This is a genomic window from Pirellulales bacterium (genome assembly GCA_036490175.1).
In the GTDB taxonomy this organism is placed as follows: Bacteria; Planctomycetota; Planctomycetia; order Pirellulales; family JACPPG01; genus JACPPG01.
The window spans coordinates 1-12,036 of the sequence record DASXEJ010000350.1 but is presented as its reverse complement, the minus strand read 5'-3'; the positions used below and the strand labels follow the sequence as shown (position 1 = coordinate 12,036).

Annotated in this window: 16 protein-coding genes; 7 read left to right on the top strand and 9 right to left on the bottom strand. The window is 57.0% G+C overall.

All coding sequences use genetic code 11. The features are described from left to right. From VGG64_26505 to VGG64_26465, 9 genes are all read right to left on the bottom strand, one after another. Nucleotides 1–1,311, bottom strand: a 1,311-nt coding sequence (locus VGG64_26505) for a hypothetical protein (protein HEY1603184.1), incomplete at its 3' end; no start/stop codon positions are given. A gap of 107 nt (nt 1,312–1,418) precedes the next feature. Beyond that, nucleotides 1,419–1,814, bottom strand: coding sequence for a hypothetical protein (locus tag VGG64_26500; protein HEY1603183.1), 396 nt, complete (start codon nt 1,812–1,814; stop codon nt 1,419–1,421). Nucleotides 1,815–1,839: 25 nt separating this feature from the next. Continuing rightward, a complete protein-coding gene (locus tag VGG64_26495) occupies nt 1,840–2,190 on the bottom strand; it encodes a hypothetical protein (protein ID HEY1603182.1) in 351 nt (116 codons plus the stop codon). A 495-nt stretch (nt 2,191–2,685) separates the two neighbouring features. Further along, a complete protein-coding gene (locus tag VGG64_26490) occupies nt 2,686–3,036 on the bottom strand; it encodes a hypothetical protein (GenBank protein ID HEY1603181.1) in 351 nt (116 codons plus the stop codon). Between the two features lie 63 nt (nt 3,037–3,099). Next, nucleotides 3,100–3,291, bottom strand: a complete 192-nt coding sequence (locus VGG64_26485) for a helix-turn-helix domain-containing protein (protein ID HEY1603180.1) — start codon at nt 3,289–3,291, stop codon at nt 3,100–3,102. 726 nt (nt 3,292–4,017) lie between these two features. Then, nucleotides 4,018–4,875, bottom strand: coding sequence for a tetratricopeptide repeat protein (locus VGG64_26480; protein HEY1603179.1), 858 nt, complete (start codon nt 4,873–4,875; stop codon nt 4,018–4,020). Next, nucleotides 4,853–5,200, bottom strand: a complete 348-nt coding sequence (locus VGG64_26475) for a hypothetical protein (protein ID HEY1603178.1) — start codon at nt 5,198–5,200, stop codon at nt 4,853–4,855. The genes VGG64_26480 and VGG64_26475 overlap by 23 nt, the downstream gene beginning before the upstream one ends. 246 nt (nt 5,201–5,446) lie before the next feature. Then, the gene (locus tag VGG64_26470) at nt 5,447–6,367 is read right to left on the bottom strand and encodes a slipin family protein (GenBank protein HEY1603177.1); all 921 of its coding nucleotides are present in this window, start codon (nt 6,365–6,367) and stop codon (nt 5,447–5,449) included. A 150-nt stretch (nt 6,368–6,517) separates the two neighbouring features. Continuing rightward, a complete protein-coding gene (locus tag VGG64_26465; GenBank protein ID HEY1603176.1) occupies nt 6,518–6,682 on the bottom strand; it encodes a hypothetical protein in 165 nt (54 codons plus the stop codon). 389 nt (nt 6,683–7,071) lie between these two features. Here VGG64_26465 and VGG64_26460 point away from each other — a divergent pair, with 389 nt between their 5' ends. From VGG64_26460 to VGG64_26430, 7 genes are all read left to right on the top strand, one after another. Further along, complete coding sequence (locus VGG64_26460; GenBank protein ID HEY1603175.1) at nt 7,072–7,833, top strand: HIRAN domain-containing protein; 762 nt, start codon at nt 7,072–7,074, stop codon at nt 7,831–7,833. A 137-nt stretch (nt 7,834–7,970) separates the two neighbouring features. Next, a complete protein-coding gene (locus VGG64_26455) occupies nt 7,971–8,291 on the top strand; it encodes a hypothetical protein (GenBank protein HEY1603174.1) in 321 nt (106 codons plus the stop codon). Between the two features lie 16 nt (nt 8,292–8,307). After that, nucleotides 8,308–8,559 (top strand): hypothetical protein, encoded by a 252-nt coding sequence (locus tag VGG64_26450; GenBank protein HEY1603173.1) that lies wholly within the window; start codon nt 8,308–8,310, stop codon nt 8,557–8,559. A gap of 395 nt (nt 8,560–8,954) precedes the next feature. Next, nucleotides 8,955–10,268: a di-heme oxidoredictase family protein gene (locus VGG64_26445; GenBank protein ID HEY1603172.1), complete on the top strand. Its 1,314-nt coding sequence runs from the start codon at nt 8,955–8,957 to the stop codon at nt 10,266–10,268. Nucleotides 10,269–10,277: 9 nt separating this feature from the next. Further along, nucleotides 10,278–11,207 (top strand): prolyl oligopeptidase family serine peptidase, encoded by a 930-nt coding sequence (locus VGG64_26440; GenBank protein ID HEY1603171.1) that lies wholly within the window; start codon nt 10,278–10,280, stop codon nt 11,205–11,207. Nucleotides 11,208–11,327: 120 nt separating this feature from the next. Then, entirely contained in the window at nt 11,328–11,597 is a 270-nt protein-coding gene (locus VGG64_26435; GenBank protein ID HEY1603170.1) for a hypothetical protein, read from the top strand. Nucleotides 11,598–11,705: 108 nt separating this feature from the next. Continuing rightward, the gene (locus VGG64_26430; GenBank protein HEY1603169.1) at nt 11,706–11,894 is read left to right on the top strand and encodes a hypothetical protein; all 189 of its coding nucleotides are present in this window, start codon (nt 11,706–11,708) and stop codon (nt 11,892–11,894) included. The last annotated feature ends 142 nt before the right edge of the window (nt 11,895–12,036 follow it).

Genomic DNA, 12,036 nt, shown 5'->3' with positions numbered 1-12,036 from the left:
GCAGGGCCAATTCTGGGCTTCATAAGCTTTGAGCCGCGAGCGCGAGTTCTTCCTAAGCAAAGGATGCGTTTTGTCGGCGCAATCAACGAGGGTCAGCGGCCGGGAAGTTGAATTACCGGTAATTAGCTTGCTGGGCAGATCAGCAGGGATACCAACGCCGCCGTCAGCTCTGATCAGAACATCGATGCTGCTCAAATCAGCGCTTTTCAGACCAGCGAGCGTGACGATTATCTTCCTGGTCGACCGGGGCCAGCGTGGACGAACCAACAACTCGCGGTCAGCGGCAGTAAACGCCGTTAGATCGAGCTGATCGCCTGAAATAATGCCCCAACCAGGTAATTTCCTGGCGATTTTCAGCGCGTGTTCAACGTTCTCGACCAGGATGCCCGTTCTGGCCCCGTTTGAGCGCCCTGGCGCGCGCCTGACGCGTTCGCTGAAGCCAAGGGCCTTCAGGCCTTCCTGCTCAAGCGAGCGCGCCAAACGCGCGATAATCGCGTTGCGGGACTTGTTGTTCCAGATGCCCTGCTGCTTAGCCTCGAAAACGTTCCCAGCGCCAGCCAGATCAGGGCCTTGTTTAATCGCCAGCCGGCCAACGAGGACTTTCCGGTTCGAATACCCGTGTTTGGGAATTTCCAGCCTGGATTTGCCGTACCAGCGATCCAGACGCTGCTCGTCGTACGGCGCGAGCGATTTTCCATGAGGAACAAAGCCCAGCAACCGGACATTTTCAATCGCTGCCAGAGCCAACTCAGGCCTCGAACCCAGCGATTCAACAGCATCCCAGGCAATAACCAGGTCCAGCTGCTCAGCCTCGATCTCATCGTGCGCTAGGCCGTAATACGTCGACACCACGACCGGCTTGACCTGCTCTGGGCACGATTTATTCGTGACCCACGATGCATCGATGCCAAAGTCAGCCAGCTTGGCAGCAACTGTCTTGGTTTCGCGGTCACGAAGGACAGCAACCGCCAATTTGATCCCAGGAAATGCTCGAACGATTTGGGCAACCAGCTTCACACGGTCGACGCCAGCGCTGTAATGAACCAGACCGCGAGCGTGGGCCTGGACAAAATCGATCAGCTTCAGATCGGCGCTTCTGGTGCTCTGGAGCTTGCTCAGGTCGCACTGAGGCAGTTTCTTAGGCGTGCAGGCCAAAAGTGGCTCGTCATCGTCGCTGGGCTGGAGATCTTCGCAGATGCGGCTGATCGAAAGGGAGCCGTTGGGATTGACTTGGGCGACGTGGCGAAAAGAAGGCTGACGGTCAGGGGTTGAAGGGTTTGGAGCTGCGATAGATAAGTGGCGATTTGTCATGCGGCGGAAAGACGTTGGATCTTGGGTGGTTTTACAGGCTTGTCGAGGCTTTGCCGACTTTGGCCCTGGCGAATTCCTTTCGCCCTGGCCAACTCGGCAACGCAAGGCTATGCACTCAGAAGTTCCATTTCGCCCTGTTCCTCTCCTTGGGCGTAGTAATCCCAGCTCCAGCTTTTCGCATCAGTTTGGTCGCAGCGATCAGCCCACGTCACGTTGACTCCCTCGCCGCTGGCCCCTCGGCCAGTTGGGATCATTTCCCCGGACACCAAATTCCATAACAAGGTCGCTTCAGCACGAACGCGCTCAGCCCACTCAATAAAGCGCTCAATATCCTCTTTGGACGGCTGGCCATCATGCCAGTGTTCTTGCATCCGATGCTTCAAGTAAGCGACTTCATAATCCTCCAACTCAAAGCTCGGTCCTTTATACGTGTCGTCGCCCTTTTGGACGTTTCTCATATTTGTTCTCCGTTTAAAAAGCTGATCGGCATGCAGCCGATACATGCTAATACCTCACACGCGCACACCTTTACTCGACATCGGCCGCGTCTACTGTAGGCTCGTTGATAAGCGCCTCGAGTTCATTCTGGTACTCGTCTGCACCTTCCTCGCCTAGCTCGTCTTCAACGGGTTCACACACAATGCCGTTGCAGCAGTCGCACACTCCGACCGGGAGTGCATCGCCATCAATAATTGCAAAAAGCTCGATAGCTTGCACAGCAACGCGTTCCGCCCATGCGATTACCGCGTCGGCGGCATGTTCATCGTCTGTGTCGCGCCAGCCGACGGCAGTGGCAAATTGCAGCCTCGCTTTTTGGGCGTCCGAAAGCGGCGACATGACTGCTTCTTCAGCTCCACAATCACTTTCAATCAGGTTCATTGAACTCATCTCTACCTCTCGAAGAAAAAGGAACTTAATGCCAACACGTGCCGGCATGACTACGCATTTGTGCCCTGTTGGGCGATCCACTTGTCCACCGCTGCCTCTGACCAACGGACGGCTCGACCAAGCTTGACCGGGCTGGGGAAGCGCCCAGCCTCACTCCAGCGGCGAATCGCGTTGGCTGACACCTTGATCCGCTCGGCCACATCCATGACGGTCAGCAGACCGCTCTTTCCGGTTTTCCATTCATACTTCTACTCCCAAACAACAGTTATCTTTGCGCGCACACTACCGCTCGCTGGCAGTCACTGCAACGCGCAGCGGCACACATTTGTTTCAGGTCCTTTGATATCGGACTCACCAAAGCACGCAGTGGCGTTTTTGCGCACGCCCCTTGGGCCGACTAGCCGTCCTGAAGGCTCCATACTGAGCCGACGACCACAGATGAGCAGTCACCACGCCTCATGGCGATTCGTCTACATGATTAGGCCGTCAGCCGGCACGGCTTTCGTCGTGTTGCCTCGCATTTTCCGCAAGGCAGCTTTGATACAAGTTAGCGTGCTCGTGACCAAATGCAGATTCGGTGCTTGCAGCGCGGAATCGGCGTCCGTCGCTCTTAAACTCGAGCGGTACTGCGCTGCCACTCAGCACCTCTTCAAGTAATGCGGTCTGCGCACGGACCCCTTCAGCCCAGTTGACCAGTACAGCCGCAATATCGTCGGCTTTGTCGCCCCACAACAACTTGCCGATAAACCGAAAGCGCGCAATTTCTTCACCAGTAATCCGAGAGATGCAGTTGTCGCCAGGCCCGCAAGGCTCGCAAGTCGGAAGCTCTTCAGACATATAAGTCTCCAAATTGAAAAAGGAACCATAAATGAATTGTCAGCATGCCTCGGTATGAGGCACTTAAATCACTTGATGGGCGATCCACTCTTGAACGGCAGCTTCCGACCACCGAACCGTACGACCAAGCTTGAGCGGCGTGGGAAACCTGCCGGCCTTCACCCAGCGCCTGATTGTGTGAGCACAGACGCTCAATAGCTCGGCTATTTCGCGGGCGCTTAGCAGCCGTCCGGTGGCCGCGCGTTTCTCTTCCATCAGAATGACCTCCACTAAGACAATGTGACGCACATGTTAGTAGTTGTAACGTCGTGTGTGTAATAAGTGATAATTGTACATATATCAGATATGATGTCAATAAAAACGGTGTGCAAAGGGCACGCGCATTGCATGTGCATCTTCAGGCAGCAATCGCAGTTAGCGCGAGAGAAAAAAGTTGTCGGGTGCTCGTAAGTCGTTACGCGACGAAGCGTGGTTGGCCGGAAAGGGAGCGCCATCCAGCCATGACGAGCGGCGTTATGCGATACCGGAATGAATTCGAGGCCGGGCTTTATCTTTGTGGGTGCGCCATGATCTGATGTTTTGTCGGCGTGGGCTTTTTCATTATTTTTCCTACCTCCTGGCTGGCCCTGTAACGCGCTTGAGATCCAGGCGGGGCTCTGGGCCTTGGAAGCGGCCGGGACTCGCCAAATGGGCTGCTGCGCGCTCACGGGGCGTGCACGCTGCACCGCCCGCGTTTCGAATAGGCAGGTGCTGCTATCGACAACGATGAGTGCGACAGACCGCAGCGAATGCACTTCGTCGGCTTGGGGTGGCGCAATAAAAATCCGGCCCTCGGCGCCGGCAGGTATGCCAGGACGCCGAAGGCCGGACCGATTGACTAAGAGATAACAGTGCGCTAGCGGCAAAGGTCCTTGTGTTGTCAATTACCGGTAATTGAGAATCCGGCTAAGGGCTAGTAGGTCACGGCCATCTGCTAGAGGCTCAGTCGCGAAATGGCGTGTGCTCTTTATAGAGCGCAAGGCGATGGTGAAATCCAATGTTGTCGCCAGCCAGTGTCAACGCCTTTTCTTCTTGCGCTATGGCTGCATTGAAATCACCGGCTTCAGCAAAAGCTGCTGCAAGGGCATCGACCGCCCACGGCTCATTGCTGTCAACGAGTGCGCACGCGACCTTGCCGTATTGCACGGCCAGCTTGCCATTGCGAACTGCTGGATCGCTGCACGTCGCCAAGGCCCATGCTAGGCTGCGATAGCCGTCCGCAAAATGCTCGTCTCGCTGCACAGCCTCCTTGTAGTCAGCAAGTGCTTCGCGGTATTCCTTTTTGCCGTAGTGGACGTGGCCGCGTGTCTGGTAGAAGTGTGGGTCCTTAGGATCAAGTCGAATAGCTTCATTGGCGTCAACCAGCGCGCGATCAAGCTGCCGGCTGTAGATAAATTCCATCGCGCGGTTGTTGAAGGCCATGGGAAGTCTTGGATTTAGTTGAATCGCCTGATCGAGATCCGTGATTGCCTCAGCGTGTTTGCCAAGAGCGCTAAGCACTCCGGCACGATTGAGGTATGCCGTCGAATCTTTCGGTTGCAGCCGCACCGCTTCGGTCAGATCGATTAATGCGCCTGCGTGATCGCCCTTTGCCATGTAGGCCCTGGCACGCACGTTCAAGGCGCCGACTGCCTTGGGGTCGAGTCGGAGCATCTCGTCGCAGTCGGCGATGGCTTGGTCATACTTGCCCTTCCAGAACCAGGCGATTGCCCGGTTCCCATAGTGCGCCGGGTCATTTGGATTGATGGCCACGGCCGAGTCGAGATCAGCAATTGCCTCATCGTAGTGCTTGATTTGCATCCAAAGCGTCGCCCGTGCCGAATACCACAACACTCTTCGAGGGCTTTTGTCGATCATCTTCGAGACAATAGGCAAAGCCCTTTTCGGCCGTCACGATGGATTTGGTCGGGAACCAGCCGCCAACACCGCCGTTGTTCAGCCAGACTTCATCGCCCTTGATGGCGGCAATCTTTAGGGCCATCCCGGCATAGACACGGCCCGTTGCATGGCCATCGACCTTTAATTCCCCTTTGCCTGTGACGAGGATGGTTTCGCCCAGCTCGAAGGCAAAGCAGGACGAGAAGCTGATCGCTAGGACAGACAGAACGCTGAGGATGCGGATCATCCGGATGGTCCCAGCTAGTGGTAACAGGTTCGTGCAGGTTTACGAATACGTGGCCATCTAGTGCGGGCATAGTACCGAAATCCGCGCAAACGCCAAGTGCTGAGGGTTTCGGCAGATGGCGGGGGCGCGGCATGCGGCGAAAGCGTGTCTCAAGCCCTGGTCCGGGCACTTCCGGCGTGTTCGGCCTTGCAGACTCTTCTGCACCGCCGAAATCGCCGGTCAAGTCGCAATCGGTCGTTGAAGTCACTACCGGTCGCTACGCTCACCTTCCTGCTGTTTCCTTGCATGCTCTTGGCCCAGCCCCATCGTCAGCGATGTGAGTCCGGCAACGCTGCCGAGTTGCATGGTTTCAACAGCGGTACTGGGCACAATGACGATGGTGGCGTTCTGTTTCAGACCCTCATAAAGCATGTTCATCGCTCGCAAATGAAGTGCGGTAGGATTGTTGGCGTAGGTCTTGGCCGCTTCTCCAAACTTCTCGGCGACCTGCCGCTCTGAATCTCCCAGGATCACCCGGGCCTGACGTTCCCTTTCGGCTTGGGCTTGCATCGACATCGCGTCCTCCAATGCCGGAGGAATCAGCACATCCTTGACCTCCACCGAAATCACGTTGATTCCCCACGGCTCGGTGCGCTCATCAATGATCTTCTGCAACTCGCTGCTGATCTTCTCTCGGCCCTCCAGCATGTCCGAAAGCATGGTCTTGCCGATTACGTCACGCAGAGCCGTTTGAGAAGCCCAACTGATGGCGCTCTGATAGTCGGCAACGTCCAGGGCCGCCTTCTTGGGGTCCACGACCTTCCAAAAGAGCACGGCGTCCACGTCCACCGGCACCGTATCTTTTGTCAGGGTCTTTTCTGCCTTGAACGAAGCCGTGAGCACGCGGGTGTCAATCCAGTAGGGGACGGTGTCGATTATTGGAATAATGAAGAACAGCCCTGGGCCTTCCAGCGAGCGGAAATGGCCAAGCCGCAAGATCACTGCCTTTTCCCACTGATTTGCAATCCGAATTGCGGAAGAAACTACCACGGCAATCACTACAGTGCAGGCAGCAATCCACCTGCTTTCCACGTGATCCGAAGGGCCATAGAGGGCGTATGCTATTCCTAGGCCGACGCCAAGAATTACGACGAAGACCAAGATTGGAAAAGCGCTGGGCGTTCTCATCGCGAAGACCTCCGAAGTAAATCACTTGAAGTCGAGCCGCGTGTCGGCCTGACAGAAGCGTCCTCTGCCATAGCTGCACGCGAAGCTGCGAGAGTCTGCCCCCATCGTAACCCACGTACTTGTCCCGGGTGGAGCAGCGATCCTAAATATTTAGCCTGCCAGATCAAGGCGAACCACGGTGACGCGCGGCACTTGCGGAGTCCTGACCGAATGCTCGCCGAGCCTAAACTCTTGCAGGGCTTGCTCGCCGTTGAGCACCAAATGGTGGCTCGGTCCAGCAGCCGGCAGATGATGCTGCCCAAGACGCGTATCCATTGACCGCCAAATGGTGCCTCATCGCGCTGCCCGGCTGACGGCCAAATGGTGCATTTGATATGGGCCATCGGCACGGCGGTTGAGGTTGGGCTCTGCGCAAAGCGGCGCCGCGTCTACGGTAGGTGTCCACGCAGGAATTGGCGATCCATCGGCGCGTCCCCTTTAACCGCCAATCAAAAAGTTGATTTCGGCTGCCCATCGGATACTTTCAAAGCGTCCCGACAAGGTCGCCGGAAAAGCGACAACCCCGTCATCCTTCAGGCGTGGGCCGAATTATGGGCGATGCACGCCAAACCAACCCACGCGTCTCGCTCACCAAGGCACAGCTCCAAGATGGCCTTGGGGCCGAGCTGTTTTCGCTCTGCCAGGGAATCACGGCCGACGGAAAGTTGTCGAAGGATGAGGTGCTCGAGCTTGCGGCTTGGCTGCGCCAGAACCGGCATGCTGACCTACCCGGCATCGCCTTCCTGACAGAAACTCTGTCCAGGATCATTGCCGATGGCCACATTTCACGCGATGAGCAACGAGAGCTGCTGGAGGCAATCGAGAAGGTGCTGCCGCCCGAAGCGCGCCGAACAGCCAAAGCCGCCAGAAAAAGTGTCGAAGTCAAACACAAGGCTGCCGAGAAGGCTGCTAAAGACGAACAACGCCGCCGAGAACTTGAGGAACATCTACGCCGCTCGCCAGTGGACGACTTCGATTTCATGGTGGCAGGCGTCCATTTTGAAGGCCGCCATTCGATCATCGCCCAATGCCTCAGTGTTGGTGATCGTGTCAGGCTCTGCCCCGAACCCGATAATCCAAAAGATGAATGCGCCGTAGCTGTCACTTTGACGGACGGACACAAGATCGGCTACGTGCCGCGCACCGAGTCCGAAGACGTGTCCGGATGCATCGATGATGGTGGCTACTATGTCGCCACCGTCAAGAAGATCCTGACCGGCGGCAATTATCCGATCCCAGTGATCGTGGTCGAGTTCTACCGCGACGACCAATTCGAGCTGATCAGCGATCTTTGTCCCGATCCTTGCCGCGTAGCTCTACCGTCGGTCAAAGCAGTCTGGCCTGCTGAGCCTTCACCGCTATCTGTCTTTCGGGTGCCGATACGACCGTATTCGCAGCCACAAAAACCGTGGTGGAAGTTTTGGTAACCGTTTTCGACATCATGCACGAACCGTATCGCTGGTACTTTCCGGCTCTTGGCTTGGCTTTCTGCGCACTCGGTATCGCTTTAAGCTTCTACCATCGGCATGCCACATCATGGCGGAATCGATTGGTGCCGCGATTCATGGCCGGGTTCGGCTTGTTCTGGACGGTGCTCGTGTTCCTGGGAACTTTTCCGGAATGGATCGCCGGCCGCTGGGCGCTTGAAAATGGCACCGCCGCCGTCGTGGAAGGTCCGGTCGAGAACTTCGTGCCCATGCCAGAGGAAGGCCACGCCGAGGAAAGCTTCACGGTGCATGGCGTGCCTTTTCACTATTCCGACTTCAACATGACGTCGGCCTTCAGAAACACCAGGTCGCACGGTGGTCCCATCCGCGCAGGAGTGCACGTCCGCATTCATTATCGTGGCAACGCGATTCTTAAGCTTGAGATCTCCAAGGAATAAGGCATAGCAGATTTCGATGCTCAAAGTAGGCGACACGTTTCAGTGGAACTGTCCCGATCCGGAAGGGAATGACAACGTCGAGTTTCAGCTAACCGCAATCGAGGCTGACACAATTGTCGTTCGGCGACTGATTGGCGGTCGGATGATGGCCTTGCCTCGCGGCGCACTTGATTATTTCAGCCTTCCGGCAGCCCAGCGCACCAAACTGAATGACGAGTTGTGGGCACGATTCATTGGTCAGTCGAAGGCGTCTCCAGCGCAATCCTGATCGGCTGGCTGGTCGGAGGGCGGTGAACGCCCGCGCCAGCGCCAAGATGCCGACGGTTTCGGCAAGTTGGCGGGACGCGGCATACGGCAAAAGCTGGCCTATCCCGGAACGGATCCAGGTGGATGCTGCGTTTACCGTGCTTCCGGCGTCTTCGGCTTTGCAGAGTTTTCTGCACGGCCGAAAACGCCGGCCCAGCTCTCACATTGCGCCCATTTCCCAATGCTTGCCATCCACCGTTCGTTCGGCGTCGTCTGCGGCACATTGGCATCGCACGAACGCCCGCAGGCGAATTAGTTACGCTGGCGTTCGACCAGCTGTAGAATCAACTAATGTCCGGGCGCGGTCCGCTTGGGTGGCTGCTTCGGTCCATCAATGCCAGGAAGGAGGGTGCAGGAATGACGAGTCAATCCCGTGCTTTCGTGGCGCACACTACTCGAACGCTTTTACTTGGCCTCATCGGTCTGGGCTGCCTTAAGGCATCGGCGACCGCCGCCGCCGACACAGCAGCTGGGCGAGAGCTGTTTTTGCACGAATGGAGGCCCGGAGACGGCCGGAGCCATGACGGAGACGGCCTTGGCCCCCTTTACAACGACACCTCCTGCATTGCTTGCCACAATCTTGGCGGGGCGGGTGGCGGTGGCGCAGCCAACAAAAATGTCGAGATCCTGATGAGGTCGAAGGAAAGTGGACTGCTGCATTTGTTTGGTACACGACCCGACTATGACCGTTGGCGACTACTTGCGGCCGGAGAAGATTTTGCCTTGAAAGTAAGCGAGGAGAACGCAACAAGCGGCGAAGATCCCTCCGAATGGGAAATGCGACGGCGCGTACTCCTTATGCAGGTTAGCTTGCCGAGGCCACTTTCGAGGATTTCAGTGCGAGCGAGGATCACAAGGCGCAATCCAACCTCCTTGTTTGGCGCCGGTTTAATTGACGATATTCCAGAGTCTGTCATTGAAGCCGCAGCCAAGGACAACACTTCGTCTGAAGTTCGCGGGCGGGTCAGCCGCTTGGCGAATGGGCGAATTGGCCGATTCGGTTGGAAGGGCCAGACGGAATCATTGCGGCAGTTCGTCCGCCAAGCATGCGCGGCGGAATTGGGATTGGAAGTGCCCGGGCACTCGCAGGCAGCAGACCCAACCCAGCCGACTGTGAAGGTAAAAGGTCTCGATCTTGATGAAGTGGAATGCGAATCGCTAACCGCCTTTGTCAGCAGTCTTAAACGTCCCATAGAGCGAGTGCCCCAGGACACGGAAGAAGGCTTGGCGATTCAAAAAGGCAAAGAGGCCTTTGCAGCCATTGGCTGCGCAGCATGTCATCGACCGGCTTTGGGCAATGTTGAAGGCATCTATAGCGACTTGTTGCTCCATAATCTTGGACGCGATCTGCTTGATGGTGGGCAGTATTCCATTTTGAGTCAGCCGCCAAAACCATCAGCTCCCGCAGTCGTCGGCAAACAGCCCGAGGTACTTGGCCAAAGGACACGAGCTGGTGGATTGGCTACGCCAATGGAATGGAGAACTCCGCCCCTTTGGGGCCTCCAAGCAAGCGCGCCCTACATGCATGATGGACGCGCAAAGACCATCGAAGATGCAATCGCGGTCCACGGTGGTGAAGCAACATCATCAGCCAAATACTTCTTCAAGTTGGCTCCCGACCAGCGGCAAGACGTGATCACATTTTTGAAGACGCTGACAGTTGGCGACTGACGGTCGATTATGCGACTTTTACTGTGGCTATCGAGCGGCCGTCGCGCCATTCTGGCGTTGGGCATATTACTGTTGTGCGGTTCGCTGGCCGGCTGCGGCTCCAGGGACCAGCCACGGCCGAGCGTTGCCGCGGCGCCCATGCCTGAGTTAGGCGCCGGCCACGAAATTGAACCCGGCGTCATGTTTCACGAGGTGAGTTTGCCACGCAACGGTGATCGTACGACGGTTTGGATCTACCTTCCGAAGGGTGCGGACGCTGAAAAGCATCTTCGGTGCATTCTGATAGCCCCGGCGGGCACGGCTTGTATTCACGGCATCAAACTGGGCGAAGGTGATCGCCCTGAGCATTTGCCTTACGCCCGCGCTGGATTTGCTGTGGTTGCGTACGAGCTTTCTGGCAGCATCGAGGACCGCAACGATAACGCCGCGGCGATTCGCGCCTTCAAGATTTTTTCGGCCGCTGGCGCAGGGGTTAGCGACGCTATGGCGGCAATCGACTTCGCACTTGCGAAGGTTCCTCAAATCGATCCGCAGCGGATCTACGCAGTTGGCCACAGTTCTGCTGGCTCAGTTGCGCTGCTAGTTGCCGAACAGGAGCCCTATATCAAAGCGTGCGTCGCTTTTGCACCGCGAACATTTCTGGCAGAATCGTTAGGCGATGCGGCGATCCAACAGGTCAGCGAGTCGCTGCCGAATTTTCGAGCGATGGTGATTGAGGAATCTCCGTCAACGCGGCTGCAAATGTTGCAATGCCCATTGCTTCTGGTACATGCGGAGGATGACAACGTCGTTCCGATCCAGGAATCCGCGCGGTTTGTCGATCAATTAAGCAAGTTCAACAAGCACGTGACCTTCGTGCGTGTGCCCAGCGGCGGTCATTTCCAAACAATGATTGACGTCGGAATTCCGCGGGCGATTACCTGGCTGAAGAGCCTTTGAAAATCAACGCGGCGGCTAGAGGCCTTCGCAGGCGACAACCATGCATGCTCGCACGAGCGTCGGCGGCTGATTTGGACCTGTGATCACCGCGATCAGCGGCACGCTATTGGACGAGTTCTGATGCCAAATCAGCGCACCTACCTCGCCCTCGGCGACAGCATGAGCATCGACCGCTACACCGGCGTGACCGGCGGCGGCGCAGTCAGCCAGTTCCATGATTGGCTCGGTCCCAACTGGCGGCTGGACGATCGAGCAGCGGACATGAGCTGCATCCAGAACGTGCCAACATCCGGCAAGGGCGAATTGATCACGCTCACCATTGGCGGCAACAATCTTCTGGCCGACCAGGAGAGGTACTTGGAAGAAGGGCTCAACAGCTTTGCCCAGTAACATCTTCAGCTCCTGCAAACGATCCGTGCCGCCAACCCAGACAGCTTCTTTATCGTTGGCAACGTCTATGAGCCACAGACGCCACTCTTCGATCGACTGACACAGGCCTTGGCCGAGGCCAATGATATCATCGCCGCGAACGTCCAAGCGGTCGGCGGGCACTTGGCGGACATTCACGGGGCATTTCGCGGCCACGAAATGGAGTACCTGTGCTACGACATCGAGCCGAGCTTGAAGGGCGCGGCGGTCATCGCCGGCCTGTTTAAGGAGGCTTTTGCAGCGGTGGGTCGCTGGTAGGTGTCAGCGGGCGGTCAAATGCCGCCTCATGGGGCGGAATGAAAAGCAGCCATATTGAGTGGAGCGCAATTCGCCGGCGGTGTTCGTCAACCAGTTCCAGGTTGACGGAGACCGCTCGTGTCGAATCACCTCAAGATGGCGA